The organism is Miltoncostaea marina, assembly GCF_018141525.1.
In the GTDB taxonomy this organism is placed as follows: domain Bacteria; phylum Actinomycetota; class Thermoleophilia; order Miltoncostaeales; family Miltoncostaeaceae; genus Miltoncostaea; species Miltoncostaea marina.
On sequence record NZ_CP064655.1, the window covers coordinates 970,051 to 995,855 of the forward strand.

24 protein-coding genes are annotated in these 25,805 nt (G+C 76.4%); 13 read left to right on the forward strand and 11 right to left on the reverse strand.

The features are described 5' to 3' along the window. Window positions 1-11 precede the first annotated feature (11 nt). On the forward strand, window positions 12-872 hold the full coding sequence (locus tag ITJ85_RS04835; RefSeq protein WP_217915226.1) for a mechanosensitive ion channel family protein: 861 nt from the start codon (window positions 12-14) through the stop codon (window positions 870-872). A gap of 162 nt (window positions 873-1,034) precedes the next feature. Further along, window positions 1,035-1,220 carry a hypothetical protein gene (locus ITJ85_RS04840; RefSeq protein ID WP_217915227.1) on the forward strand — a complete coding sequence of 62 codons (186 nt, stop codon included), beginning with the start codon at window positions 1,035-1,037 and terminating at the stop codon, window positions 1,218-1,220. Window positions 1,221-1,233: 13 nt separating this feature from the next. Here ITJ85_RS04840 and ITJ85_RS04845 read toward each other — a convergent pair whose 3' ends face one another. The 6 genes from ITJ85_RS04845 to ITJ85_RS04870 are packed head-to-tail and all read right to left on the reverse strand — an operon-like array spanning window position 1,234 to window position 11,144. Beyond that, on the reverse strand, window positions 1,234-2,367 hold the full coding sequence (locus tag ITJ85_RS04845) for a D-alanyl-D-alanine carboxypeptidase (protein ID WP_217915228.1): 1,134 nt from the start codon (window positions 2,365-2,367) through the stop codon (window positions 1,234-1,236). A 53-nt stretch (window positions 2,368-2,420) separates the two neighbouring features. Continuing rightward, a complete protein-coding gene (locus tag ITJ85_RS04850) occupies window positions 2,421-3,191 on the reverse strand; it encodes an MBL fold metallo-hydrolase (protein WP_217915229.1) in 771 nt (256 codons plus the stop codon). Between the two features lies 1 nt (window position 3,192). Further along, a complete protein-coding gene (glgX, locus tag ITJ85_RS04855) occupies window positions 3,193-5,322 on the reverse strand; it encodes a glycogen debranching protein GlgX (protein ID WP_217915230.1) in 2,130 nt (709 codons plus the stop codon). Continuing rightward, the gene (treZ, locus tag ITJ85_RS04860) at window positions 5,319-6,986 is read right to left on the reverse strand and encodes a malto-oligosyltrehalose trehalohydrolase (protein ID WP_425517105.1); all 1,668 of its coding nucleotides are present in this window, start codon (window positions 6,984-6,986) and stop codon (window positions 5,319-5,321) included. The genes glgX and treZ overlap by 4 nt, the downstream gene beginning before the upstream one ends. Before the next feature lie 55 nt (window positions 6,987-7,041). Beyond that, window positions 7,042-9,225 carry a 1,4-alpha-glucan branching protein GlgB gene (glgB, locus tag ITJ85_RS04865; protein WP_217915232.1) on the reverse strand — a complete coding sequence of 728 codons (2,184 nt, stop codon included), beginning with the start codon at window positions 9,223-9,225 and terminating at the stop codon, window positions 7,042-7,044. Next, window positions 9,222-11,144, reverse strand: a complete 1,923-nt coding sequence (locus ITJ85_RS04870) for an alpha-1,4-glucan--maltose-1-phosphate maltosyltransferase (RefSeq protein WP_246496321.1) — start codon at window positions 11,142-11,144, stop codon at window positions 9,222-9,224. The genes glgB and ITJ85_RS04870 overlap by 4 nt, the downstream gene beginning before the upstream one ends. 38 nt (window positions 11,145-11,182) lie before the next feature. Here ITJ85_RS04870 and ITJ85_RS04875 point away from each other — a divergent pair, with 38 nt between their 5' ends. After that, window positions 11,183-12,424, forward strand: coding sequence for a 4-alpha-glucanotransferase (locus tag ITJ85_RS04875; protein ID WP_217915233.1), 1,242 nt, complete (start codon window positions 11,183-11,185; stop codon window positions 12,422-12,424). Window positions 12,425-12,447: 23 nt separating this feature from the next. Here ITJ85_RS04875 and ITJ85_RS04880 read toward each other — a convergent pair whose 3' ends face one another. Next, entirely contained in the window at window positions 12,448-13,029 is a 582-nt protein-coding gene (locus ITJ85_RS04880; protein WP_217915234.1) for a hypothetical protein, read from the reverse strand. A gap of 358 nt (window positions 13,030-13,387) precedes the next feature. Here ITJ85_RS04880 and ITJ85_RS04885 point away from each other — a divergent pair, with 358 nt between their 5' ends. The 8 genes from ITJ85_RS04885 (at window position 13,388) to ITJ85_RS04920 (ending at window position 20,938) form a co-directional block, all read left to right on the forward strand. After that, window positions 13,388-14,293 carry a zinc metalloprotease HtpX gene (locus ITJ85_RS04885; RefSeq protein WP_217915235.1) on the forward strand — a complete coding sequence of 302 codons (906 nt, stop codon included), beginning with the start codon at window positions 13,388-13,390 and terminating at the stop codon, window positions 14,291-14,293. After that, complete coding sequence (locus tag ITJ85_RS04890; RefSeq protein ID WP_217915236.1) at window positions 14,293-14,553, forward strand: hypothetical protein; 261 nt, start codon at window positions 14,293-14,295, stop codon at window positions 14,551-14,553. Before ITJ85_RS04885 ends, ITJ85_RS04890 begins: the two co-directional genes overlap by 1 nt. A 132-nt stretch (window positions 14,554-14,685) precedes the next feature. Further along, a complete protein-coding gene (locus ITJ85_RS04895) occupies window positions 14,686-16,161 on the forward strand; it encodes a sensor histidine kinase (protein ID WP_217915237.1) in 1,476 nt (491 codons plus the stop codon). Continuing rightward, window positions 16,158-16,829 (forward strand): response regulator, encoded by a 672-nt coding sequence (locus tag ITJ85_RS04900; RefSeq protein WP_217915238.1) that lies wholly within the window; start codon window positions 16,158-16,160, stop codon window positions 16,827-16,829. Before ITJ85_RS04895 ends, ITJ85_RS04900 begins: the two co-directional genes overlap by 4 nt. Window positions 16,830-16,927: 98 nt before the next feature. Next, on the forward strand, window positions 16,928-17,731 hold the full coding sequence (locus ITJ85_RS04905) for a ParA family protein (RefSeq protein WP_217915239.1): 804 nt from the start codon (window positions 16,928-16,930) through the stop codon (window positions 17,729-17,731). Continuing rightward, entirely contained in the window at window positions 17,728-19,044 is a 1,317-nt protein-coding gene (gene ftsZ, locus ITJ85_RS04910) for a cell division protein FtsZ (protein WP_217915240.1), read from the forward strand. The genes ITJ85_RS04905 and ftsZ overlap by 4 nt, the downstream gene beginning before the upstream one ends. A gap of 23 nt (window positions 19,045-19,067) precedes the next feature. Beyond that, window positions 19,068-20,639 carry a gamma-glutamyltransferase gene (locus ITJ85_RS04915; protein WP_217915241.1) on the forward strand — a complete coding sequence of 524 codons (1,572 nt, stop codon included), beginning with the start codon at window positions 19,068-19,070 and terminating at the stop codon, window positions 20,637-20,639. Beyond that, window positions 20,636-20,938 carry a hypothetical protein gene (locus tag ITJ85_RS04920; RefSeq protein WP_217915242.1) on the forward strand — a complete coding sequence of 101 codons (303 nt, stop codon included), beginning with the start codon at window positions 20,636-20,638 and terminating at the stop codon, window positions 20,936-20,938. The genes ITJ85_RS04915 and ITJ85_RS04920 overlap by 4 nt, the downstream gene beginning before the upstream one ends. 383 nt (window positions 20,939-21,321) lie before the next feature. On the opposite strand, the gene ITJ85_RS04925 is transcribed toward ITJ85_RS04920, so the two are convergent. From ITJ85_RS04925 to ITJ85_RS04940, 4 genes are all read right to left on the reverse strand, one after another. Continuing rightward, the gene (locus ITJ85_RS04925; protein ID WP_217915243.1) at window positions 21,322-21,648 is read right to left on the reverse strand and encodes a hypothetical protein; all 327 of its coding nucleotides are present in this window, start codon (window positions 21,646-21,648) and stop codon (window positions 21,322-21,324) included. Between the two features lie 169 nt (window positions 21,649-21,817). Beyond that, window positions 21,818-22,099: a hypothetical protein gene (locus ITJ85_RS04930; RefSeq protein ID WP_217915244.1), complete on the reverse strand. Its 282-nt coding sequence runs from the start codon at window positions 22,097-22,099 to the stop codon at window positions 21,818-21,820. Then, complete coding sequence (ygfZ, locus tag ITJ85_RS04935; RefSeq protein WP_217915245.1) at window positions 22,096-23,013, reverse strand: CAF17-like 4Fe-4S cluster assembly/insertion protein YgfZ; 918 nt, start codon at window positions 23,011-23,013, stop codon at window positions 22,096-22,098. Before ygfZ ends, ITJ85_RS04930 begins: the two co-directional genes overlap by 4 nt. Beyond that, a complete protein-coding gene (locus tag ITJ85_RS04940; RefSeq protein ID WP_217915246.1) occupies window positions 23,010-23,627 on the reverse strand; it encodes an LON peptidase substrate-binding domain-containing protein in 618 nt (205 codons plus the stop codon). Before ITJ85_RS04940 ends, ygfZ begins: the two co-directional genes overlap by 4 nt. Before the next feature lie 79 nt (window positions 23,628-23,706). On the opposite strand from ITJ85_RS04940, the gene ITJ85_RS04945 reads away from it, so the two are divergent. Together ITJ85_RS04945 and meaB are read left to right on the forward strand one after the other, a co-directional pair. Further along, window positions 23,707-24,852: a pyridoxal phosphate-dependent aminotransferase gene (locus tag ITJ85_RS04945; protein WP_217915247.1), complete on the forward strand. Its 1,146-nt coding sequence runs from the start codon at window positions 23,707-23,709 to the stop codon at window positions 24,850-24,852. Beyond that, window positions 24,849-25,796 carry a methylmalonyl Co-A mutase-associated GTPase MeaB gene (gene meaB / locus ITJ85_RS04950; RefSeq protein WP_217915248.1) on the forward strand — a complete coding sequence of 316 codons (948 nt, stop codon included), beginning with the start codon at window positions 24,849-24,851 and terminating at the stop codon, window positions 25,794-25,796. The genes ITJ85_RS04945 and meaB overlap by 4 nt, the downstream gene beginning before the upstream one ends. Window positions 25,797-25,805 lie beyond the last annotated feature (9 nt).

Sequence of the window (25,805 nt, forward strand, 5' to 3'; positions counted from 1 at the left end):
GCGGCCGGTGAGTGCACGCCCGGCCCCCGCACGTCCCCCGCCACGGAGGAGCGCCGATCCCCGACTACGCCGTCACCCTCATCCGCCTGGGCGCGATCATCGCGACCGCGATCGTCCTCACCTACGCCTCCGGCCGCCTCGTGAGCCGGGTGCGCCACGCGCTGCTCGTCGACGACGGCGACCCCGACGCCGAGACGCCGGCGCGCAAGCGGGCCACGACCCTCACCGGGATCATCCGGGTGGTGGCGGTCGTCATCGTGTGGGCGATCGCGTTCGTCATGGTGCTCGAGGAGGTCGGCATCGCCGTCGGGCCGGTGCTCGCCGCGGCCGGCGTGGGCGGCATCGCGATCGGCTTCGGCGCCCAGACGCTCGTGCGCGACGTCATCTCGGGCTTCTTCATCCTCATGGAGAACCAGTTCGACGTGGGCGACGTCGTGGAGATCGCGCGGGTCTCCGGGGTGGTCGAGGAGATCACGCTGCGCACCACGGTGCTGCGCGGGCTCGACGGCACCCGCCACGTGGTGCCCAACGGCGAGATCCGGGTGAGCTCGAACATGACGAAGGAGTACTCGCGCTACCTCGTCGACGTCCCCGTGCCGTACGACAGCGAGCCGGACGAGGTGGTCGCGGTCGCCCGCCGCGTCTCCGACACCATGAGCTGGGAGCCCAATTGGGGCCGTCTCATGCGCGGCCCGGTCGAGGTGCTCGGCATCGACGACTACGCCGTGCGCGGCCTCACCGTGCGCATGTACCTCGAGACCCTGCCCGGCCACCAGTGGAGCGTCGGGCGCGAGTTCCGCCGCCGCCTGCAGGCCGCGCTGCGCGAGGAGGGCCTGGAGATCGCCCACGGCCAGGCGCTGGCCATGGAGTAGCGGGGCCGGCGGCCGCGTCCCGGGCGCCGGCCCGCGGGCGCGGAGGGGGCGGTTCGGCTCGTCACATTGGTCTCCTGCGGAGGCGGCTGCTATCCCATACCACTTGCATCTGAGACGCGTCGGTCACCGGGACCGACGCGGTGCAACGTGGGAGGTGATGGCATGTCGACGTTCCGCAGGATGGCGAGGATGGGCGGGCGGATCCGGGAGGGGCGCGCCCCGGCGCGGCGGGAGCGGCCGCGGGTCGAGCGTGCCGAGCGCGCCCGCGCGCGCCGCGAGGCGCACGCGCACGGCGCGATGCGCTTCCTGGCCTGCGGCCCCGCCGGCTACCCCTTCGTGAAGCGGTAGCGGCGCGGCTCGCTCAACGGCCCGGGGTCGCCGAGGCGATCCCGGGCCGCCGAGCGGGCACCAGCGCGCCGGGCGCGGCGAGCTCTCGGGCGACGGCGTCGTGCACCGGCCGCGCCCGCCATGGGGCGACGCGGTTGGCGATCGCCACCACGACGAGCGCGCGGTCCGGGCTCGGGCCGGCGCGGTGCGGCCAGAGGTAGCCGGCCAGCGCCGAGGCGGCGGGCGGGTCGGCGAGCGTGCCGGTCTTGGCGCGCAGCCGTCCATGGGCCCAGGAGCCGCGCATCCGCCACTGCAGGGTCCCCGAGCGCCCGGCGACCGGAAGGGCGCGGAGCAGCACCGGGAAGCGCGGCGCGTCGCGCAGGCCGTGCAGCAGGTCGGCCACCTCGCCGGCCGCGGCCCGGTTGCCGCGCGACAGCCCCGAGCCGTCCACGAGCCGCATCTCGGCGCCCAGCGCGGCGGCCGCCTCGACCGCCCGCCGGGCGCCCAGGCCGCGGCTGCCGCCGCCGAGCGCGGTGGAGAGCGCCTGGGCGCGGCGGTTGTCGGACGGGCGCAGGATGGCCGCGGCCGCGGCGGGCCGCATGGGGGCGTCGGCGAGCGCGGCGGCGACGGTGGCGACCTTCGTGACCGACGCGAGGATGAGCGGCGCCCGCGTGCCGGCCGCGAACAGGGTGCGCCCGAGCGGGTCGCGCACCACGAGCGCCGAGGCCCCGCCGAGCGAGGCGGTGCGCCGCACGAGCGCCCGGCGCACGGCGGGCGCGAGCGCCGGCGGCGGCGGCGCGGCGGCGACCGCGGCGCCGTCGACCCAGCCCCGGACGGCGTCGGGGAAGGCGACCCGCAGCCAGACGCTGCCGTCGGGGCCCCGCGCGACCCGCTGCAGGCGCCCGGCCACGCGGGCCGACGGCGCGACGGCCGTCGCGGCGACGGCCGGGTCGGGCGCGGGGCGCAGGGGCTCGCCGCCGGCGAGCGGGACCACCCAGCCGGTGCGGGCGGCGGGGTGGGCGGGCACCGCGGGAGCGGGGCCGGGCGCGACGGGCGGCGCGGGCGCGACCGGGGGCTGCGGCGCGGGCGCGGTCTGGGCCGCGGCGGGCGCGGCGACGGCCGCGAGCACGAGCGCGAGCGGCGCGGCGAGGCGGGCGGGGCGGGGCACGGCGGGGCAGCGTAGCGACCGCGGCGGCGGGCGTCCGCCGCGGTCGGTGGCGATCAGCCGATCGTGGTCGCCTCGCCCGGGCGCAGTATCCGGGCCTCGGCCTCGGGCGCGACCCGGGTCACGGCGGCGGCGAAGGCCTCGGCCGGCTCGGAGAGGAAGGCCGGGCGGCGCAGCAGCCCGAGGGGCGCCGGCAGCAGCGTGCCCCAGTGGATCGGGATCGCGACGCGGGGCCGCAGCAGGCGCACCGCCTCGGCGGCCCGCGCGGGGTCGAGGTGGCGGCCCCGCCCGAGGGTGGGGCCCCAGCCCCAGATCGGCACGAGCAGCACGTCGAGATCCTCGACGAGCCCCTCCATCGCCGGGAAGAGGTCGGTGTCGCCGAGGAAGAGCGCGCGGCGCGAGCCGAGCATCGCGTAGCCGAGGGCGAGGGCGTCGGGCCCGAGCGGCCCGCGGGAGCCGCCGTGGTCGGCCGGCGTCGCGAGCACCTCGACGGGGCCGACGGCCACCCGGTCGCCGGGGGCGACCTCCGTCACGGGCCCGATGCGGCGCCGGCGCAGCATCGGCGCGGCGCCGCGCGGCACGACCACCCGGCCGGCGCCCAGGCGCCGCAGCGAGGCCGGGTCGAGGTGGTCCCGGTGCGCGTGGGAGACCAGCGCGGCGTCGACGCGGCGGGCCGCGTCGCGGTCGAGCGGGGCCACCCGCCGCAGCGGGCCCACCCGGCGGCGCAGCAGCGGGTCGGTCAGCAGGCGCACGCCGTCCATCGCGACGAGCACGGTCGCGTGCCCGACGAACCGGATCAGCAGGCGCCCGGCCCCCGCGCCGCGCACGTCACCAGGAGCGCCGCAGCACCAGCACGGCGCGCGAGGGCACCTCGACGTCGGCGCGGGCGGGCCAATTGCGCGCGCCCTCGGGCGCGGCCGGCTCGGCGGTCGACAGCACCTGGCGCCAGCGGTTGCCGTAGCGGCGGGCCGGCAGGCGGAACGCCGCCGGCTCGTGGCCGGCGTTGAACAGCAGCACGAACGAGTCGTCGACCAGCGGCTCGCCCATCGGCCCCGGGGTGGGGATCTCCTCGCCGTTGAGGAAGACGCCGAGCGCCCGCAGCTCCGGATCGCGCCAGTCGCGTCCGCTCATCTCGCGGCCGTCGCCGCGGAACCAGCGGATGTCCGGCAGCCCGGAGTCGCCGACCCCGTCGTGGCCGCCGAAGAAGTCGCGCCGGTGGAACACGGGGTGCTTGCGCCGCAGGCGGATCAGGCGGCGGGTGAACTCGAGCAGCTCGAGCCGCGGCTCGTCGAGGTCCCAGTCGAACCAGGAGATCTCGTTGTCCTGGCAGTACGCGTTGTTGTTGCCGCCCTGGGTGCGGCCCATCTCGTCGCCGCCGACGATCATGGGCACGCCCTGGGAGAGCAGCAGGGTGGCGAGGAGGTTGCGCTGCTGGCGGCGGCGCAGCTCGAGGATCGCCGGGTCGTCGGTGGGTCCCTCCACGCCGTGGTTCCAGCTGCGGTTGTCGTCGGTGCCGTCGCGGTTGTCCTCGAGGTTCGCCTCGTTGTGCTTGCCGTTGTAGGCGACGAGGTCGGCGAGGGTGAAGCCGTCGTGGGCGGTGATGAAGTTGATGGAGGCGAACGGGCGCCGGCCGTCCGACTGGTACAGGTCGCTGGAGCCGGTCAGGCGCGAGGCGAACTCCGCCACGCCGTCGCTGTGGCCGCGCCAGAAGTCGCGCATCTCGTCGCGGTAGATGCCGTTCCACTCGGTCCACAGGACCGGGAAGTTGCCCACCTGGTAGCCGCCCGGCCCCACGTCCCAGGGCTCGGCGATGAGCTTGACCTGCGACAGCACCGGGTCCTGGTGGATGATGTCGAAGAAGGCCGACAGCTTGTTGACGTCCCACAGCTCCCGGGCCAGCGCCGAGGCCAGGTCGAAGCGGAAGCCGTCGACGTGCATCTCGGTCACCCAGTACCGCAGGCTGTCCATGATGAGCCGCAGCACGCTCGGGTTGACCGGGTTGAGCGAGTTGCCGGTGCCGGTGAAGTCGACGTAGTGGCGCGGGTCGTCGGGCGCGCAGCGGTAGTAGGAGAGGTTGTCGATGCCCTTGAAGGAGAGCATCGGGCCCAGGTGGTTGCCCTCGGCGGTGTGGTTGTAGACCACGTCGAGGATCACCTCGATGCCCGCCCGGTGCAGGGCCTTCACCATGCCCTTGAACTCGCGCACCCCCTCGCCGGCCGCGCCGGTGGCCGCGTAGCCGCGGTGCGGGGCGAAGTAGCCGATCGAGCTGTAGCCCCAGTAGTTGGTGAGCCCCTTGCGCACCAGGTGCTCCTCGTCGGCGATGTGGTGCACCGGCAGCAGCTCGACCGCCGTGACGCCGAGCGAGCGCAGGTGGGCGATCGCCTCGTCGGAGGCGAGGCCGGCGTAGGTGCCGCGCAGGTCCTCGCGCACCGCGGGGTGGCGCTCCGTGTAGCCCTTCACGTGGACCTCGTAGATCACGGTCTCGTGCCAGGGCGTGGCGGGCGGCCGGTCGTCCTGCCAGTCGAACCACTGGTCGATGACGACGCCCTTCGGGATCGCCGCCGCGTCGTCCTCGTCGTCGCGCACGAGGTCGCGGTCGGGCCCCTCGGCGTCGGCCGGGTAGGGGAGCACGTTGCCCGCGCTCCACTCGACGGGCCCCTCGATCGCCTTCGCGTAGGGGTCGATCAGCAGCTTCGCCGGGTTGAAGCGGTGCCCCCGCTGCGGCTCCCAGGGGCCGTGCACCCGGTAGCCGTAGCGCTGGCCGGGCCGCACGTCGGGCAGGTAGCAGTGCCAGTTGAAGGCGTGGCGCTCGGTGAGCGGGATGCGCGTCTCGGCGCCCGCGCCGTCGAACAGGCACAGCTCCACCCCGGTGGCGTGCTCGGAGAAGAGCGAGAAGTTCGTCCCGTGCCCGTCCCAGGTGGCCCCCAGCGGGAAGGGGTTCCCGGGCCAGACCCTCACCGCAGTACGGCCCCCGACAGGGCGGGCAGCCGCAGGCGGCCGCCGGGCAGCAGCACCACGTCCTCGCGCGTCGTGAGCACCGTCTCCGTCCCCGTCACCGCGACCTCCACCTCCGTGCGGCCGAAGTTGCCGACCACCTGCACCGGTCCGCGCGCCATCGCGATCCAGCGGCCGCCCTCGTCGAAGCGCACCTCCGGCGGGTCGGCCGGCAGCTCGCGCCGCAGCCGCAGCAGGGCACGGTACAGCTCCAGCGTGTGCCTGTCGCCGCCCGACGGGTCGAGCACCGAGCGGGCGAAGGTCTCGGGGTCCTGCGGGTCGGGGACGTCCTCCGCGAAGCCGGTGAAGTCCTTGAACTCGTTGCGCCGCCCCTCGCGGGTGGCGTCGGCGATGAACGGGTCGATGTGGTCGGTGAAGAACTGGAAGGGCCGCGTCTCGCCGTACTCCTCGCCCATGAACAGCATGGGCACCGACGGCGACAGGAGCGTCCACAGCGCGCCGAGGGCGTGCGTCTCGGGCGAGGGGCGGTCGCCGATCGCCCGGTTGCCGACCTGGTCGTGGTTCTGCCACGAGACGACGAACCTGCGGCGCGGCAGGTGGTCGGCCGGCGCGCCGTGGCGGCGGCGCCGGCGGGGCGACCAGCGGCCGTCCACGACGAACGGCCGGGCGGTGGCCTCGGCGAGCGAGGCGACCGAGCTGTAGTCCGCGTAGTAGCCGTCGCTCTCGCCGGTGAGCTGGGCGTGCAGGGCGTGGTGCAGGTCGTCGGCCCACTGGGCGTCGAAGCCCCAGCCGCCCTCGGCCACCGGGGTCACCGTGCGCGGGTCGTTGAGGTCGCTCTCGGCGATGAGGACCGGCGTCCACGGCGCCGCGGCGCGCACCCGGTCGCACATCTCGGCGAGCACGTGGCGGGCGCCGAAGTCGTAGATCGCGTGCACCGCGTCCACGCGCAGGCCGTCGACATGGTGCTCGCGCACCCACATGCAGGCGTTCTGGATCGCCCACTCGCGCACGCCGCCGCAGTCGGCGTCGTCGAAGTTGACGCCGTCGCCCCACGGGGTGTCGTACTTGTCGGTCAGGTATGGGCCGAAGGCGGCGAGCGCCTCGGAGCCCGGGCCGATGTGGTTGTAGACCACGTCCAGGATCACGCCGAGGCCGGCCGCGTGGGCGGCGTCGACCAGCGCGTCGAGGCCCTCGGGGCCGCCGTAGACCGGGTGGGGCGCCCAGGTGTGGAGGCCGTCGTAGCCCCAGTTGCGCTCGCCGGGGAAGGTCGCGACCGGCAGCAGCTCGATCGCCGTCACGCCCAGCTCGCGCAGGCCCGCCAGCCGGTCGATGGCCGCCCGGAACGTGCCCTCCGGGGTGAACGTGCCGACGTGCAGCTCGTAGACGACCAGGTCGTCGTGGTCGAGGCCGCGCCACCCCTCGTCGGTCCAGCGCGTCGCCCGCGGGTCGACCACCCGCGACGGGCCGCGGACGCCCTGCGGCTGGCAGCGCGAGCAGGGGTCGGGCAGCGGCTCGCCGCCGTCGAGCGAGTAGCGGTAGTCGGTGTCGGCGGGCGCCTCCGTCTCGAGCTCCGCCACCCCCATGTCGAGCTCCATGGGCAGGCGGCGGTCGCCGATCACCAGCTCCACCCGCTCGGCGCGCGGGGCCCAGACGCGGAAGGTCGTCAGGCCCTCCGGGCCGGGGACGGCGCCGAGCGGCCGCTCCCAGGGGAGCGTCCCCCGGTCAGCCATCCGCGGTCAGCCACAGCCCGGCGAGCGGCGGCAGGGTGACCTCCGCCGACCACGACTCGCCGCCCCAGGGCGTCTCCTGCGCCGTCACGCCGCCCAGGTTGCCGATGCCGGCGCCGCCGTACTCCTCGGCGTCGGTGTTGAGCGCCTCGCGCCAGAAGCCGCCGCGGGGGAGGGGCAGCCGGTAGCCGCTGCGTGGCACCGGCGACAGGTTGAGCACCGCCACCAGCGGGGCGCCCGAGGCGGGGAAGCGCGCGTAGGCCACCACGTTGGCGTCGCGGTCGTCCACCACCAGCCAGCGGAAGCCGGCGCCCTCCGCGTCGAGCTCCCACAGCGCGGGCGTGGCCCGGTAGGTGCGGTTGATGTCGCGCACGAGCCGCTGCACGCCGGCGTGGCGCGGCCGCTCCAGCAGGTGCCAGTCGAGGCTGCGCTCGTGGCTCCACTCCTGCTCCTGGCCGATCTCGCACCCCATGAAGAGCAGCTTCTTGCCCGGGTGCGACCACATGTACGCGTACAGCGCGCGCAGGTTGGCGTGCTTCTGCCAGTCGTCGCCCGGCATCTTGCCGAGCAGCGAGCCCTTGCCGTGCACCACCTCGTCGTGGGAGAGGGGCAGCACGAACTGCTCGGTGAAGGCGTAGACCAGGCTGAAGGTGAGCTCGTCGTGGTGGTAGCGGCGGTGGATCGGGTCGAGCTCGAAGTAGCGCAGGGTGTCGTGCATCCAGCCCATGTTCCACTTGAGGTCGAACCCGAGCCCGCCGGCGCTGGTCGGCCGCGAGACCGCCGGCCAGGCGGTCGACTCCTCGGCCGCCATGATCACGCCCGGCTCCTCGGCGTGGGTGATCTCGTTGAGCTCGCGCAGGAAGGCGATCGCCTCGAGGTCCTCGCGGCCGCCGTGCTCGTTGGGCACCCACTCGCCCGCGGCGCGGGAGTAGTCGCGGTAGAGCATGGAGGCGACCGCGTCCACGCGCACGCCGTCGGCGTGGTACTCGCGCAGCCAGTAGAGGGCGCTGGCCACGAGGAAGTTGCGCACCTCGTTGCGGCCGTAGTTGAAGACCAGCGTGCCCCAGTCGGGGTGGGCGCCGCGGCGCGGGTCCTCGTGCTCGTAGAGGGCGGTGCCGTCGAAGCGCGCCAGGGCGAACTCGTCGCGCGGGAAGTGGGCCGGGACCCAGTCGAGGATCACCCCGAGGCCCCGCTCGTGCAGCCGGTCGACCATCTCGCGCAGGTCGTCGGGCGAGCCCAGCGTCGGCGTGGGCGCGAAGTACGAGGTCACCTGGTAGCCCCACGAGCCGGCGAACGGGTGCGCCATGACGGGCAGCAGCTCCACGTGGGTGAAGCCCATGTCGACCGCGTAGTCGCCGAGCTGCTCGCCGAGCTCGCGGTAGGTGAGCGAGCGGTCGCCCTCCTCGGGCACGCGCCGCCACGAGGGCAGGTGCACCTCGTAGATCGACACCGGCTCGGCGTGCGGCCGGCGCCCGGGGCGCCGGGCCATCCAGTCGTCGTCGCGCCAGCGGTGGAGCGACTCGAACACCACCGAGGCGGTCTTCGGCGGCGTCTCGGCGGCGTTCGCCAGCGGGTCGGCCTTCAGGCGCAGGGAACCGTCGGCCCCGCGGATCTCGTACTTGTAGTGCGCCCCGTCGGCGATGCCCGGCACGAACAGCTCCCAGACGCCCGAGGACCCGAGCGAGCGCATGGGGTGGATGCGGCCGTCCCAGTCGTTCCAGTCGCCCACCACGCTCACCGAGCGGGCCGATGGCGCCCAGACGGAGAAGGCCACGCCGGGGGCGCCGTCCACCTCGCGCGGGTGGGCGCCGAGGCGCTCCCAGAGGCGCTGGTGGCGCCCCTCGCCCATCAGGTGGCGGTCGAGCTCGCCGACCGTGGGCAGGAACGAGTAGGGGTCGCGCCCGCGCACCGTGCGCCCGCCGTGCTCGACCTCGATCTCGTAGGCGGACACGAGCTCGCCCTCCACCCGGGCCTCCCAGAGGCCGTTGGCGCGGTGCGGCAGCTCGACCACGGTCCCGCCGTCGACGATCGCGCGCACGGCGGTGGCCCCCGGCCACCAGACGCGCAGCGCGGTGCCGCCGTCGTCGGGGTGGGCGCCGAGCACCCGGTGCGGCTCGTGGTGGTCGCGCGCCGCCAGGAGCGCGATGTCCTGCTCGATGCCGGTCGTCGGAGGCGTCACGGCTCCACCCTGAAGACGTGGGACGGGGACACGGCGGGGTCGAGGCGCACGTAGTTGTCGCCGACGCCCCACCCGTGGACGTCGCCGCTCAGCAGGTCGCGCACCGTGAAGCGCGGCGGCAGGCCCAGGTCGTCGGGCACGACGGCCACGCCCTCCTGGGGGCTGTGCGGGTCGACGTTGACGCAGACGATCACGGTGCCGATGCCATACCCCTTTGCGTAGGCCAGCAGGCCGGGGTTGCGCGTCTCGAGGAACCGCACGTCGATGCGCGAGAGGGGCGGCGAGGTGCGCCGGATCTCGTTCAGCCGGCGCACGAGCGGCAGCAGCGGGCCGTCCAGGCGGCGCTCCTTGGCCTCGTACTTCTCCGAGTCGAGGTACTCCTCGCTGCCCGGCCGCACGGCGGTGCCCTCGAGGTTCTCGAACCCCGAGTAGATGCCGTAGCTCGGCGACAGCGTCGCCGCCAGCACGAGGCGCGCCTCGAACGCCGCCCGCCCGCCGTGCTGGAGGTACTCGTGCAGGATGTCCGGCGTGTTGGCGAAGAAGTTCGGGCGGAAGAAGTCGGACACCGGCCCGGCCAGCTCGGTCACGTAGTCCGCGAGCTCCCACGAGGAGTTCTTCCACGTGAAGTAGGTGTACGACTGGCTGAAGCCGGCCTTCGCCAGCGAGTACATGCGCGCGGGGCTCGTGAAGGCCTCCGACAGGAAGACGACCTCCGGGTGCGCCTCGCGCACCGTGCGGATGAGCCACTCCCAGAAGGGGATCGGCTTCGTGTGCGGGTTGTCCACCCGGAAGACGGTCACGCCGCGCTCCACCCAGAACAGCACGACGCGGCGCAGCTCCTCCCAGAGCGCCCGCCAGTCGTCGCTCGCGAAGTTGACGTTGTAGATGTCCTGATAGCGCTTGGGCGGGTTCTCCGCGTACTTGAGCGTCCCGTCCGGGCGGCGGTGGAACCACTCGGGGTGCTCGCGCAGCCAGGGGTGGTCCGGCGAGCACTGGATCGCGAAGTCGAGCGCGATCTCGAGGCCGTGCTCGCGGGCCGTGGCCACGAGGGCGGCGAAGTCGTCGGCGTCGCCCAGCTCGGGGTTGATCGCGTCGTGGCCGCCCTCCGGCCCGCCGATGGCCCAGGGGCTGCCGGGCTCGCCCGGCTCGGCGGTCGGCGAGTTGTTGCGGCCCTTGCGGTGCGTGGTGCCGATGGGGTGGATGGGCGGCAGGTAGAGGACGTCGAAGCCGAGGTCGGCGAGCGCCGGCACCACCTCCCGCACCCCGCGCAGCCCGCCCCACGAGCGGGGGAAGAGCTCGTACCAGGCGCCGACCCGCGCGAGCGGCCGGTCGACGTCGATCTCGTAGGTCGCCGAGCGGGTCTTCTCCGGCCGCTCTCGCACCCGCCGCACCGCCTCGAGCACGGCGTCCGACAGCGCGGCCGCGGCCCGCGCGTCCGCCCCGCCCGGCTCGCGCAGCGCCGCCGCGGCGCCCTCGACCGCGGCGCGGTCCGGGCCGCGCAGCCCCGCCGCCGCGTGGTCGAGCAGGGCGGCGCCCTCGGCGAGCTCGCTCTCCAGGTACTCCTGGCCGGCGCCCAGCTTGCGCGTGATCTCCTGGCGCCACGACGCGAACGGCTCCACCCACGCCTCGACGTGGAACTGGTGCAGGCCGAGGGCCTCGGGCGTGAAGGCGGCGCGCCAGACGTCGGGCGTCACCTGCTCCATGGGCGTCTCGGTGAACCCGGGCGCGCCCGGCCCGCGGTGGCGCACCACGGCGCGGAGGGCCTCGTGGCCGTCGCGCACCAGATCGCACTCCACGACCACGGGGTCGCCGAGGGTGCGCTTGGCCGGGAAGCGGCCGCCCTCGACGAGCGGGCGCACGTCGTGGATGAGGATTCGCGGCGGCTGCGTGCGCGGCGGGGGGACTGGCACGGTCGTCACTGCGCGTAGTCTGCCCTCTCATCGGGCAGGCGACACACGTGACCGACGACCCCACGCACCTGCGCGGCTCCGGCGTGCTGCTGCACGTCGGCTCGCTGCCGGGCGGCACGCTCGCGGAGGCCCGCGCGTTCATCGACTGGCTGGCCGACGCCGGGCAGTCCTGGTGGCAGATCCTGCCGCTCACGCCGCCCGACGAGAACGGCTCGCCGTACGCCAGCCCGTCCGCGTTCGCCGGCCGCACCGACGTGCTCGCGCGCCCCCGGGCGCGGGTGACGGCGGCCGAGCGCGCCGACTTCCACGACCGTTGCGCCTACTGGATCGACGACTGGGCCGGCGAGCGCGGGCGCGAGGCCCTCGACGACCAGGTGCGCTTCGACCGGGAGTGGGCCGAGGTGCGCGCGCACGCCCGCGAGCGGGGCGTGCGGATCCTGGGCGACCTGCCGTTCTACGTGGCCCCGGGGGCGGTCGACGTGTCGGCGCACCCGGAGATCTTCCGCGACGACCTCGTGGCCGGGGTGCCGCCCGACGCCTTCAGCGACGACGGCCAGCTGTGGGGCAACCCGACCTACGACTGGACCGCGCTGCGCCGCGGCGGCGACCGGTGGTGGATCGAGCGCCTGGCGCGCACCCGCGAGCTCCACGACGCCACCCGGGTCGACCACTTCCGCGCCTTCGTGGCCTGGTGGGGGGTGCCGCGCGGCGCCCGCACCGCGCGGTCGGGGCGCTGGCACCGGGGCCCGGGGGCCCGCGTGGTGGAGGCGGCGCGCGAGCGGCTCGGCTCGCTGCCGCTCGTGGCCGAGGACCTCGGCGTCATCACCGAGCCGGTCACCCGCCTCATGGAGCGCCTCGGCCTGCCGGGCATGCGCGTGCTGCACTTCGCGTTCCCCGGCGGCCCGCGCAACCCGCACCGCCCGGAGAACCACCCCCGCCGGTGCGTGGCGTACGCGGGCACGCACGACAACGACACGTCCGCCGGCTGGTGGGCCTCGGCGGGCGACCGCGCGCGCGGGGCGCTGACCCGGGCCGCCGAGGCGGCGGGCATCCACGGCGAGCCGCCCCACCGGGCGATGATGCGCCTCGCCCTCTCGTCGCCGGCGGGGCTCGCCATCCTCACGGCCCAGGACCTGCTCGGCCTGGGCTCGGAGGCCCGGCTCAACACCCCGGGCGTGGCCGGGGGCAACTGGGCGTGGCGGCTCGTGCGCGGCCAGCTGGACGCCGGCCTGGCCGCCTGGTTGCGCGACGAGACCGAGCGCGCGGGGCGCCTGCCGGCGGCCGCGTAGCCGCGGGCCGCGGCGGCGCGCCGTCAGTCGCGGCTGCGCAGCGAGCCGGTCTGGCCCTCCACGACGAGGATCATCCGCTCCATCGCCCGCACGGCGACCGCCTCGCCCACGTCGCCGGTGGCGCGCACGTAGAGCGCGTTCGGCCCGATCGCGTGGCCCAGGCGTCGCTCCGCCCGGGCGCCCTCGCCGCGCCGGGCGCCGCGGGCGGCGGGCACCCCGGCGGGCGTCCACGAGCGCCCGCCGTCGTCCACGAGCCGGGCGGCGAGGTCCGAGCCGATGCCCGTCGCCACCACGTGCGAGCCCCAGACGCTCACCGCCGCCACCAGCTCGCCGCCGCGCGGGTCGGTCCACCGCCGCACGGCGGCCGCCCGGGGCGCCTGCTCGCCGACGGCCTCGGTCAGCCGCGGGTCGTCGGCGCCGGTCATCGCCCGCGCCAGGCCGGCCGGGTCGACCTCCTGCGCCGGCTCCCCCCGCAGGTCGCCCGGGCTGGGCAGGGTGGTCAGCACCTCGAGCGGCCGGGCCGGCGCCCCGCCCTCGTCGGCCGGCCCCTGAGGGCCGCAGGCGCAGACGGCGAGCACGCACGCGATGAGGGCCACCAGCCGCACGGCCCAAGGCTAGCCGCGCCGGTCGGCGCGGCGCCGTGCGCGATTGGCGCGAGCGGCGCGCGCCAATTGGCGCACGCCACGAGGCGCCTGCGGAACGGGCCGTTTGCGCCCGTGATGCGGCGGGGCGCCCCGGGTGACGCGGCGGAGGGCCGCGGACGCGCACCCGGGCCGGGGCCGGCGCGGCCGCCTGCCGCCCCGCGTGCGGACCGCACGCGGCGACCCGGCTCCCCGCGCGGGCGCGCGCGAACCCCTTAACCGTGCGCCAATCGGGGGCGTGGTGAGCGCGTGGACCGCCCTCCTATACTCGGATCACCGGCCGACGACGGAGAGGCGGCCGGAGAGTCCCAAGGAGGGATGAATGAACCTCGCCTCGTACAAGGCGGGCAACAACGTCAAGACGTTCCTGCTCGTCGCGGCCCTCACCGGGCTGTTGCTCGCGATCGGGTACCTGATCGGCGGCGCGGGCGGCCTCGTGGTGTTCGCCGCGATCGCGATCGTCTTCAACTTCGCGATGTACTGGTTCAGCGGGCCGATGGCGCTCAAGATGAGCCGCGCCGTCGAGGTCAGCCAGGCGGAGGAGCCCGAGCTGCACCGCATGGTCGAGCAGCTGGCCGAGCGGGCCGGCGTGCCGAAGCCGGGTGTCTACGTGACCCCCGCCGAGCAGCCGAACGCCTTCGCCACCGGGCGCAACCCCAAGCACGCCGCGGTCGCGGTGACCGCCGGCATCCAGCGGGCGCTGAGCGCCCGCGAGCTCGAGGGCGTGCTCGCCCACGAGATGGCGCACATCAAGAACCGCGACATCCTCATCGCGAGCATCGCCGCGATGGTGGCGGGCGCGATCTCCGCGATCGCGAACTTCCTGCAGTTCTCCCTCTTCTTCGGCGGCGACGACGAGAACCCGCTGGGCATCGTCGGAACGCTCGCCACGATCATCCTGGCGCCCATCGCGGCGCTGATCATCCAGATGGCCGTCTCGCGCCAGCGCGAGTACGTGGCCGACGCGACCGGCGCCGAGCTGATCGGCGACCCCAACGCGCTGGCCGACGCCCTCGAGACCCTCCACCGCGGCGCGGCGGCGATCCCCATGCGGGTCAACCAGGCCGCCGAGCCGCTCTACATCGTCAACCCGCTGGCGTCACACGCGCGCGGGGGCGGGGGCGGCGGCATCGCCCGCATGTTCTCGACCCACCCGCCGATGGAGGAGCGCGTCGCCCGCCTGCGCCGCATGGCGGGGGCCAGCAGTCTCCGGATCGAGACCTTCTGATGGGCATCGAGGACGAGGTCGCGCACCTGCTGCAGACGGAGTCGGCCAAGCACAAGCGCCTGGTCGACTACGTCGCGGGACAGCTCAGCGCCGGACGGGATCTGCGGCAGGTGATGGAGGACCCGTACGTGACGAACCGCATCTCGGTCGTCGAGCGGCGCGCGCTGCTCGACGAGCCGAAGATCGTGGAGGCCGCCGGCGACGACGTGCTCGCCAGCATGCGCGCCCGGCTGGAGGCCCTGCACCGGGAGGGCGGCTAGCAGCCGGGGGGGCGGCCGGCGGCCCGGGCGCTACACTCGGTACGTCCGAGGTCCGTATCCCGGGACGGACGCCGCGGCGGGGGTGCGTCGTGCGCCGCCCGCCGCGCCCGTGTCCCGGGCGCATGAGAGCGGGTGCGCCGCGTGCGCGAGTTCTTCACCCAGAACGAGACGATCATCCTGTTCGCGCAGGGCCTCGTCTTCTTCACGCTCGGCTTCGCCGTGTGGCTGCAGCGACGGCGCGCCACGCGGCTGACCCTCTCGTCCTCGCTCATCTGGCTGGCCGCGTTCGCCTTCGTCGAGGCGCTGGCGGTCTGGGGGCACGTCTTCGTGCCGATCCAGGAGAGCTACATGGACGAGGGCCTCATCGAGGGCCTGCTCGTGCTGCGCGCGGCGGTCCAGGTGCTGGCCTTCTGCTTCCTGGTGCAGTTCGGCATCCGCCTGCTGACGCCGCCGCGCATGACCCGCCGCCTGCTCACCGCCCTGTCGGCGACGGTGGCCGGCGGCATCCTCCTCGGCACCGCGCTCGCGGCGGGCCCCGCCGACTGGGGCGTCGCCGAGTGGGAGCAGGCGGTGGTCGCGCTCGCCCGCTACACGCTGCTCTTCCCCGGCGGGCTGATGGCTGCCGTGGGGCTCTGGCGCCAGCGCGCCGAGCTCGGCGACGCCGGGATGCCGGGCATCAAGCCGTACGCGGGGGCGGCCGCGGCGGTGCTGGCGCTGTACGCGGTCGTCTCGGGGCTGATCGTGCCCGACGGCCCGATCGCCCCCGGCGGCATCGGCCACGCGCAGGGCTGGTTCGACCTCACCGGCCTGCCGCTCGAGGTGATGCGCGGCACCGCCGGGCTCGCGCTGTGCGTGCTCGCGGTCAAGCTGCTCGAGATCTTCGAGGTCGAGGCCAAGCAGCAGCTCGAGGCGCTCGACCGGGCGCGGGCCATCGCGGAGGAGCGCGCCCGCTTCCGGCGCGACCTGCACGACGGCACGATCCAGTCGATCTACGCGGCGGGCCTGCACCTCGAGTCGATCGCCATCCGCACCGGCGACGCGTCGGTGCGCGCCGAGGTGCGCGAGGTGGTGAGCGACCTCAACGCCGCCACGGACGGCATCCGCGACTACATCCGGGCGCTCGACGAGCCGCCCGCCACCCCCGAGGGCATCGCGGCCAGCCTGGGCGACCTCACCCGCCGCTTCGCCGCCGAGACCGGGCGCGACGTGCGGTTCGACGTCGAGGGCGTGGCCGCCGCCGGCCCGCTGCCCGAGGAGGCCGGCAAGCACCTCTCGCAGATCCTGCGCGAGGCCCTCACGAACACCGCCCGCCACGCGGGCCCCTGCAAGGTGACCGTGCACCTGGTCTTCGCCGCCGACGAGCTCGACCTGGTCGTCACCGACGACGGGCGCGGGCCCGGCGAGCTGGCGGCCGAGCCCGTGCCCGGCCGCCACCAGGGCGTCCGCAACATGCGCGAGCGGGCCCGCCGCCTCGGCGGCCGCCTGACCATCGACCCCGCGCCGGGCCGCGGGACGCGCGTCACGCTCGCCGTGCCGCTCGACAGCGACGAGCCCGACGGCGACGCGTCGCCAGTGACCGACTCCCAGCGCGAGGTGAGCCTTCCATGAGCACCGTCCCCGCGGATCCGATCCGCGTCCTCATCGTCGACGACCACGCCGTGGTCCGGATCGGGCTGCGCTCGCTGCTGAGCCACACCGCCGGCTTCCGGGTGGTCGGCGAGGCGCAGACCGCCGCCGAGGCCGTGCAGCTCAACGAGCAGACCCGCCCCGACGTGGTGCTGATGGACGTCCGGCTGCCCGACGGCAGCGGGGTCGAGGCCTGCCGCCGCATCAAGGCGGACCACCCCGAGGCCCGTGTCGTGATGCTCACCTCGTACTCGGACGAGGAGGCGATCGTGGGCGCCGTGATGGCGGGCGCGAGCGGCTACCTGCTCAAGCAGGCAGACGCCGAGCGGCTCACCCAGGCGATCCGTGAGGCGGCCGCCGGCGAGTCGACGCTCGACCCGCGGGCCGCGGGCGCCCTGCTGTCCCAGTTCCGCGAGCTGTCCGCCAAGCAGGCGGAGGCCGAGCTCGCGGGCCTCACCGACCGGGAGCGCCGCATGCTGGCCCTCATCGCCGAGGGCTACACCAACCGCGCCATCGGCGAGGTGCTGCACCTCTCGGAGAAGACGGTGCGCAACCACGTCAGCCAGCTGCTGCGCAAGCTCGGCTTCCAGCGCCGCTCGCAGGCGGCGGCCTGGGCGGGGCAGCGCCGGCTGGAGCTGCCGCCCGACTGAGCGGGCGCCGCGCGACGGCCGCCGCGCGACCCGCAAGGAGAACGCGCCCGGGCGGAGAAACGAGCGGGGGTCAACCGACGCCACGAAGGTGCCGCTCGATGCCCCGTCCCGCCCGAGTCCTCGCCCTGGCCAACCAGAAGGGCGGGGTCGCGAAGACAACGACGACGCTCAACCTCGGGGTCGCCCTGAAGGACCTGGGCGCCCGCGTGCTCGCCGTCGATCTCGACCCGCAGAGCAACCTGTCGATGAGCCAGGGGATCGACGTCGAGGACCTCGGCCGCGGCATGTACCACGTGCTGACCGGCGCGGCCTCGATCACCGAGATCCTGCAGGTGCGCGAGATCGACGTGGCCCCCGCCGGCATCGAGCTGGCCGGCGCCGAGCTGGCGCTGTCGGCGATGATCGGCCGCGAGCGGGCCCTCGAGCGCGCCCTGCGCCCCGTGCGCGAGCTCTACGACTACATCCTGCTCGACACCCCGCCGTCGCTCGGCCTGCTCACGATCAACGCGATGGTGGCCGCCGACGGCGTCATCGTGCCGGTGCAGTGCGAGTACCTCTCGCTGCGCGGGCTGGCCCAGCTGCGCGAGACGCTGCGGCAGGTGCGGGAGAACCTCAACCCCGACGTCGACATCGTGGGTATCCTCCCGACGATGTACGACGGACGGACGATCCACGGCCGCGAGGCGGTGGCCCTCCTCGAGGAGAACTTCGGCGACCGCGTCTACCGGACGCGGGTGGGCAAGACGATCCGCTTCGCCGAGGCGCCCGTGCAGGGCCAGAGCGTCATCCGCTACGACCCGTCGAGCCAGGCGGCCCGCTGGTACCGGGCGCTCGCGCGCGAGGTGGCCGCCGGCCCGGCCGGGGTGGCGCTGCCGGGGGGCGCGAGGGAGGCCGCGGCGTGAGCACGCGGGGCGGGCGGCCCAGCATGCGCGAGGGCCCGCTGTCGGAGCTGTTCCGGCGCACGGAGCCCGCGCCCGACGCGCCCGCCGCCGGGCCGGCCGAGGCGGAGGCCCTCCACTACGGCGCCGACGGCAACTACGTCGCGGTCATCCGCGTCGTGGGCGTGGGCGGCGCCGGCGGCAACGCCGTCAACCGGATGATCGAGGCCGGCCTGCGCGGGGTGGAGTTCATCACCATCAACACCGACCGCCAGGCGCTCGAGGAGAGCGAGGCGGACGTCCGCATCCCGGTCGGCCTCGAGCTGACCCGCGGCCTGGGCACGGGCGGCGACATCCACCTCGGCGAGCAGGCGGTGCGCGAGAGCGAGGACCACATCCGCCGCGCGCTGCGCGGCAGCGACCTCGTGTTCATCGCCGCCGGCGAGGGCGGCGGCACCGGCTCGGGCGGCGCCCCGCACGTGGCGAAGGTCGCCCGCGAGATGGGCGCGCTGACCGTCGCCGTGGTCACCCGCCCGTTCGGCTTCGAGGGCGGCCGGCGCGGGCGCGCCGCCGAGGAGGGGCTCGCGCGCCTCCAGGAGTCCGCCGACACGGTGATCGTCATCCCGAACGACCGCCTCATGTCGGTGCTCGAGCGCGGCACGAGCATGGTCGAGGCCTTCAAGGTGGCCGACGACCTGCTGCGCCAGGGCGTGCAGGGGATCTGCGACATGATCACGCTCCCCGGCCTCATCAACCTCGACTTCGCCGACGTGCGCACGATCATCCGCGGCGCCGGCACGGCGCTGCTCGGCATCGGCTACGCGGGCGGCGGCAACCGGGCGAGCGAGGCCGCCCTGCAGGCGATCGCCTCGCCGCTGCTCGAGACCCCGATCGACGGCGCGAAGGGCATCCTGCTCGGCCTCACCGGCGGCCCCGACCTGTCGCTGGTCGAGGTGAGCGAGGCGGCCCGCGTGGTCGCCGACGCCGCCGACCCCGACGCGAACATCATCTTCGGCGCGACCATCGACCCGGAGCTCTCCGGCCAGGTCTGGGTGACCGTGGTGGCCGCCAACTTCTCCGGCGTCCGGGCGGGGCCGCCGCCGGCGCCGCCCGAGGAGCCCGAGCCCGCGCGGCCGGCGGCATCCGAGCCCGAGCCGCCCCGTCGCGAGGGCCCGCGCCCGGTGCGCGTGGAGCGCGTCTCGCGCTTCGACCTGCCGTACCCGGCCTCGGGCGGCGGCCCGCGCGTGTTCGACGTCGAGCACCCGGGGCCCGAGGGGGACGCCACCACGACGATGCGCCGCCCCGACCCGGGCGGCGAGCCGGAGGGCGCGGCGTAACGAGCGGCCGGCGTGACGCGCCCGTGGGGGTGGTCGCGGCCGGGCACCGACTGACCGCCCGGGCGGGCGCCGAGATCCTCGCGCGCGGCGGAGGGGCGGTCGACGCCGTCTGCGCGGCGGCCCTGGCGGGCGCGGTCGCCGAGAGCCCGCTCACCGGGCCGGGGGCCGGCGGCTTCCTCATCGCGCGCGACCCCGGCGGGCGCACCACGCTGCTCGACTTCTTCGTCGCCGTGCCGGGGCTCGGCCCCGCCGGCCGGCGGCTCGACCCGGGCGACCTGCGCTCCTTCACCGTCCCCTTCGGCGGGGCCGACCAGGAGTTCCACATCGGCCCGGCCTCCGTGGGGGTGCCGGGGCTCGTCGCCGGCGTCGGCGAGGCGGTGGCGCGCCTGGGACGTCTCCCGCTCGCCGAGATCGTGGCGCCGGCGGTCCGCATCGCGGGGGAGGGCGTCGTGCTGACCCGCGAGGCGGCCTACCTCCACGCGATCCTCGGCGAGATGCTGACCGCCACGCCGGAGGCGGCGGCGGTCTACGCCCCGGGCGGGCGGCTGCTGGGGGCGGGCGACCGGGTGCGCTTCCCCGACCTGGCCGGCACCCTGCGTCACATCGGCGCCGCGGGGCCGGCGACCTTCCGCGACGGGGTGCTCGCCGCGGCGCTGGCCGACCACATGGCGGCGGCCGGCGGCCTCGTCACCCGCGAGGACCTGCTGCGCTACGAGGTCGTCGAGCGCATGCCGCTGCGCGTCGCCTACCGCGGCGCCGAGCTCCTCACCAACCCGCCGCCGTCGTCCGGGGGCGCCCTGATCGCGGCCGCGCTGCACGAGATGGAGGCGGGCCCGCCCCCCGCCGACGAGGTCGGCCACTACCGGGCCGTCGCGCGCGCCGGCGCCGCCGCCAACGCGCTGCGCGACGAGGCCTTCCCGGACGACCTCTGGGAGGAGGACTTCATGGAGCGCCTGTGGGCCCGTCGCGCCGCGGCCGGCCGCGGCGGCGCCTCGCCCGGGCCGCCGGAGGGGCGCAAGCCGGCGGGGTCGACGACGCACGTGAGCGCGGTCGACGCCGACGGCGGCATGGCCGGCCTGTCGAGCTCGAACGGCTCGGGCTCGGGGGTGGTCGTGCCGGGCACCGGCGTGCTGCTCAACAACATGCTGGGGGAGGAGGATCTCAACCCCGGCGGCTTCGGCCGCATCGCGCCCGGGCGGCGGATGACCTCGATGATGGCGCCCAGCCTGCTGCTGCGCGACGGCGAGCCGGTGCTGGTGATCGGCTCGGCGGGCAGCAACCGCCTGCGGTCGGCCATCCTGCAGACGCTGGTCGCTATCGTGGACGGCGGGATGGGCGCGGCCGACGCGGTGCGTCGCCCGCGCGTGCATCCCGAGGGGCGCGGGGTCGACGTCGAGGGCGGCGTCCCGGGGGCGGCGGCCGACGCGCTCGCGGCCGACGGCCACGAGCTGCGTCGCTGGGGCGAGATGAACCTGTTCTTCGGCGGTGTCAGCGTCGCCGCGCGGGGGCCCGGCGGGCCGGAGGGCGCCGGCGATCCGCGCAGAGGCGGGGCGGCGGCCGCCGTGACGCGAAGCGGAGAGGTGATCGACATATGACTCAGCGTCGAGTCGAGGTTGAGGGAAGGCAGTTCGAGCTCGATCCGCAGCCGCTGCGGACCTCGCTCTCGGAGGGCCCCACGATGCTCTGGGGCTTCGAGGTGCGCGTGCTGAGCGACGGCGAGGTCGTCGGGGTCAAGACGTGCTTCGTGGGCCGGGTCTCGGTGCAGTTCCGCGACGCGTCGGTGCTCGATGCGCCGATCGACCAGCTGCTGCCGGTGCTGCACGAGCTGGCGTTCGAGAAGATCGAGGGCCGCCTGCGCGAGGGCGAGCTGGAGGACGAGATCATCTTCGCCTGACCCGGGCGCGCCGCGGCCGGCGGTGGGCCCGCGCCCCACGTCGCCGGCGTGCCGGGCGCGGCCGCGTCTCGATCCGCTCCCACGGGCCGCTCGGCGCCGGGTCGGCCGCCCTGCCGGGCCGTGACCCCCGATGGTCCGATTGGACCTCGCGCCGAGGTCCAATCGGCCATCTCGCGTCGTGGTGCCCGGCCGCCGCGTCGCCGCGGTCGTCCGCGGCGCCCTCCGCCCGGGCGGGGCCCCGGCGGCTCGATCGGCCGCCACGGCGCCGAGAATCCGACCGGCTCGCGGCTCCAGACCGCCGCGCGGCCGAGTGCGTGGCGGCCCCGAAGCGGCCCCGGGGCGGCCCCGGGGCGGCCCCGTGGCCGCCGCAGCGGCTCCGGGGCCTACGCGGCCTCGTGGTGGCCGCCGAGGACCTCGGCGACCCCGCTGGGGCCGGCGCGGAGGAGCTCCGCGGCGCGGCGGGCGCCGCGGGCCCGCTCGTGGGCGGCGCGGGCGCCCATGGCGTCGCCGGCCCGCCAGGCCTCGGCGAGCTCGCGCTCGGCGGCCTCGGCGAGGCGGTCGAGCGCCGCCGCCTTGCGGGCCGCCGGGCTGAGCCGGCGCCGGCGCGGGGGGCGGCCGGCGGCGACCTGGCCGCCGGCGGTCTGGGCGTCCCCGGGCGCCGGGGCGCCGGGGAAGAGGAGGAGCTGGCTCTGCGTGGGCGTCGAACGCATGTTCGTAGTGTGCCACGGGCCGCGGACGGAGCCACCGCGGGGGCCCGGGGCGGCATGGGGGACGGCGCCCGCGCGCGCCCCGCGCGGGCTGACCCGGCCCCGCCCAGCCAGGGCGCCGCGCCGGAGCCCGGGCCTCGCCGCCCGGGGCTCCGCGCCGGCCGCCGGCGGGTCAGGGGCGGCGCAGGTCCTCGGGGGCCAGGGGGCCGGGGCCGGAGCCGGCCTCGCGGAGGGTCACGGGGCCGCCGTCGTGCGGCACGTGAACCACCACGTGGCGCCCGGCGCCCGGCAGCTCGAAGCGGAAGGCCCAGTCCTCGGCGGTCCACCCGGCGACGCGCAGCGACGCGGAGCCGGCGTCGGTGGCCCGGGCGAGCGCGCGGGTGGCCTGGCCGAGCGCGGCCGCGCCCACGGGGCCGAGCAGCCCCTCCAGCGCGCCCGCCCCGCCGTCGCTCACGGCCGCCCGAAGGGCAGGTCGACCACCCGCGCCGGGCGGTCCGAGCCGGCGACCGCCACCTCGTCGCCGGGCGCGGCCTCCCGGCGCAGGACCGCCAGCCCGACCGGTCCCAGGTCGGGCGTCGCGGCGACGCTCGTGAGGACGCCCGCCTCGCGCCCGCCCGGCAGCGTCACGGCGGCGCCGGCGGCGGGCGGCGGGTCGGGCAGCAGCAGCCCGCGCAGGCGCCGGTTGGCGCGCCCCCGGTACTGGAGCCGCGCGACGGTCTCCTGGCCGAGGTAGCAGCCCTTGTCGAAGGAGACGGCGACGTCCTCGAGCGCCGCCTCCTGGACGAGCGTGGCCGGCCCCGTGTCGACGCCCACGCGCGGCGCGCCGGCCGCGATGCGGGCCATCTCGAGCGCCGCCCCGGGCGCCTCCTCGGCCCCGGCGCGCGCGAGTGCCGCGAGCGCGGCCGCCGGGTCGTCGACCACGGCCTCGGCGGTGCCGGGCACCAGGCCGGGCACGATCAGCGTCGCGACCCCGCCCGGCGGCGCCGGGAGGCCCGCCAGCGTGAGGGTGTCGGCCTCCTCGGGGCCGAGCAGCTCGAGGTCCTCCGAGAAGTGGTAGCGCTCGAGCGCCTCGGCCAGCCCGTCGGCGAGCGCCGGGGCGACGACGAGGGTGAAGGCGTCGCCGGCGTCGCGGTGCACGGCCATGTCGGCGCCGATGCGGCCCTTCGCGTCGAGCATCAGGGCGCGCGCCCCCTCGCCCGGCGCGAGGCGCGCGACGTCGGCCGACAGCAGGCCCTGCAGGAACCCCTCGGCGTCCGGGCCCTCCACCCACACGAGCCGCGCACGCCCGCGGACCGCCGTCGGCAGGTCGCCGCGGATGCGCGCGTACCCGGCCGCCACGTCCGGCGGGGCCGCGGCCGGCGCGCTCACGGCGTCGTCACCCTGCCGTTGGTGCCGGCCCGTCGCGCGGCCTCTGCGGCGTGCTCGAGCTGCCCGGCGATCGCGTCGAACAGCTCCACGAGCCGGCGCAGGCGGCTCGTCTCGTCGCGGGTCTCGAGCAGCGACTGCTTGGCGCCCGCGGGCAGCTCGAAGGCGCCGGCGACCCCGTAGGAGAGGGGCACGCCCTCGGGGGTCTCGGGCACGGCGGCGTCCGCCAGGCCGGCCAGGTCGCGCATGCGGCTGACCACCTCGGCCACCAGCTCGGCCGGCGGCTCGCCGGGCTCGTCCACGAGCGCCTCGACGAGGGCGGAGAAGTAGAGCCGGCCTTCGGTCTCCTCCACGATCCGCACCGGCTCGACGCCGCGCACGATCACGTCCAGGCGGCCGTCGTCGAAGCGCTGCACGAGCGTCTCGAAGCGCGCGGCGCAGCCCACGTCCTCGGTGCCGGTGGGCCCGGACCGCACCAGCACGAACGGCCGGTCGTCGAGGACGCAGTCGGCGTAGAGCTGGCGGTAGCGCGGCTCGAACAGGTGCAGCGGGACCGTCTCGCCCGGCAGCAGCACTAGGTCGAGGGGGAAGAGGCCGAGGTCGCGTCCGTCGCCCACGCCGCGCAGTCTAGGCGCGCGGCGGGCCGCCCGCCCCACCGCCCGCCTCCCCCCGGCGGGTGCATTAGCATCGCCGCCCGTGACCGCCGACCAGCAGCCCGCGCCCGGGCCCGCCCTGCCGCCCGGCCTCGTCCGCCCGGCCCTCGCCGGCGTCGACGTCTACGAGCCGGGCCGCCCCGTGGAGGAGGTCCAGCGGGAGACCGGGATCGCGTCGGTGGTGAAGCTCGCCTCGAACGAGGGGCCGTTCCCTCCCATGCCCCGCGCCCTCGCCGCCATCCGCGACTCGGCGCCCGGCGCCCGGGTCTACCCCGACGCCGGGGCGTGGGCCCTGCGCGACGCGATCGCCGCCCGCACGGGCCTCGACGCCTCTCGCGTGCTCCCCGGGGCGGGCGTCGACGGGCTCATCAAGCTGATGAGCCTCGCGCTGCTCGACCCGGGCGACGAGGTCGTGATGGGCTGGCCGTCGTTCCTCTCCTGGCGCCTCGGCGCCCAGATCCAGGGGGCCGAGACGCGGCTGGCGCCCCTGCGCGCCGACGGCTCCTACGACCTCGGCGCCCTCGCCGCGCGCGTGGGCCCGCGGACGAAGATGGTCGTGGTGGTGAGCCCCAACAACCCCACCGGCGGGGCGGTGGCGGCCGACGAGCTGCGGCGGTTCCTCGACGCGCTGCCGGGCCACGTGCTCCCCGTGATCGACGAGGCCTACTTCGAGTACCTGCCCGCCGGCGGCCACGACGGCGCCGCGCTGGTCGCGGAGGGGCGCACGGTGGCGGCGCTGCGCACCTTCTCGAAGGCCTACGGCCTGGCGGGCCTGCGCGTGGGCTACCTGATGGGCCCCGCGGCGCTGGTGCGGGCGCTCGGCGTCGTGCGCAACGTCTTCGACGTCAGCTCCACCGCCCAGGCCGCCGCGGTCGCGAGCCTCGAGGACGCCGACGAGCACCTGCCCGGCCGCATCTCGCTCATCGCCGGCGAGCGCGCGATGACGGCGTCGGGGCTGCGCGCGCTGGGGCTCGAGCCGCTGCCGAGCAGCGCCAACTTCCTGCTCGTGGACCTCGGCGCGCCGGAGCGCGCCCAGGCGATGAGCGCCGCCCTCCTCGCGCGCGGCGTGATCGTGCGGCCCGCCCGGGCGTTCGGCGCGCCGTCCTGCCTGCGCGTCACGATCGGCCGCCCGGAGGAGAACGCGCGCTTCCTCGCCGCCGCCGCCGGCGCGCTCGCGGAGCTCGTGTGACCCACGAGGAGCTGGTCGCCGGCGTCCGCGCCGGCGAGCGCCGCGCGATCGGCCGCGCCATCTCGCTGGTCGAGCGGCTCGGCCCCGAGGGGCGGGCCCTCACCGCCGCGCTCCACCCGCGCACCGGCGGCGCCTGGCGCGTGGGCCTCACCGGCCCTCCGGGCGTCGGCAAGAGCACGCTGATCGGCGCGCTGGTGCGCCACCTGCGCCGGGCGGGCACGCGGGTGGCCGTGGTGAGCGTCGACCCCACGAGCCCGTTCACGCGCGGCGCCGTGCTCGGCGACCGCATCCGCCTGAGCGACCACTTCCTCGACCCCGGCGTCTTCATCCGCTCGATGGCCAGCCGCGGGCACCAGGGCGGCCTGGCCGAGGCCACCGCGGACGCCGTGCTCGTGCTCGACGCCGCCGGCTTCGACGTGGTGCTGGTCGAGGCCGTGGGTGCGGGCCAGAACGAGGTGGAGATCCAGTCGCTCACCGACACCGTCGTGCTGACGCTCATGCCCGGCAGCGGTGACGGCGTGCAGGCCATCAAGGCGGGCGTCATGGAGATCCCCGACGTGCTCGCGGTCACGAAGGCCGACCGCGAGGGGGCCGACGCGCTGGTGGGCGAGCTGCGCGCGGCGCTCGGGCTGGTGCCGTCCGGCCCCTGGAAGCCGCCGATCGTGCGCGTGCGGGCCCTCGAGGACGGCGGCGTGGCCGAGCTCTGGGAGCAGGTCGAGCGCCACCGCGCCTTCCTCGCCGAGGAGGGCCGGCTCGAGGCCCGGCGGCGCGAGGGCCTCGCCCGCCAGCTGCGGGCGCTGGCGCTCGGACGGCTCGCCAGGCGCCTCGACGCGGCCGTGCCGGCGCCCGAGCTCGGGCGCGTGGTCGACGACGTGCTCGCGCGGCGCGCCGACCCGGGCGAGGCGGTCGACCGCATGCTGGCGAGGTTGCCCCTCGGCCGATAGTCCCCGATG

What these genes read in the sequence shown, in the direction of transcription:
- ITJ85_RS04920 (WP_217915242.1), top strand. Translation starts at nt 20,636, where the DNA reads ATGACTCAGCGTCGAGTCGAGGTTGAGGGAAGGCAGTTCGAGCTCGAT.
- ITJ85_RS04905 (WP_217915239.1), top strand. Translation starts at nt 16,928, where the DNA reads ATGCCCCGTCCCGCCCGAGTCCTCGCCCTGGCCAACCAGAAGGGCGGG.
- ITJ85_RS04840 (WP_217915227.1), top strand. Translation starts at nt 1,035, where the DNA reads ATGTCGACGTTCCGCAGGATGGCGAGGATGGGCGGGCGGATCCGGGAG.
- ITJ85_RS04885 (WP_217915235.1), top strand. Translation starts at nt 13,388, where the DNA reads ATGAACCTCGCCTCGTACAAGGCGGGCAACAACGTCAAGACGTTCCTG.
- ITJ85_RS04925 (WP_217915243.1), bottom strand. Translation starts at nt 21,648, where the DNA reads ATGCGTTCGACGCCCACGCAGAGCCAGCTCCTCCTCTTCCCCGGCGCC.
- ITJ85_RS04890 (WP_217915236.1), top strand. Translation starts at nt 14,293, where the DNA reads ATGGGCATCGAGGACGAGGTCGCGCACCTGCTGCAGACGGAGTCGGCC.
- ITJ85_RS04900 (WP_217915238.1), top strand. Translation starts at nt 16,158, where the DNA reads ATGAGCACCGTCCCCGCGGATCCGATCCGCGTCCTCATCGTCGACGAC.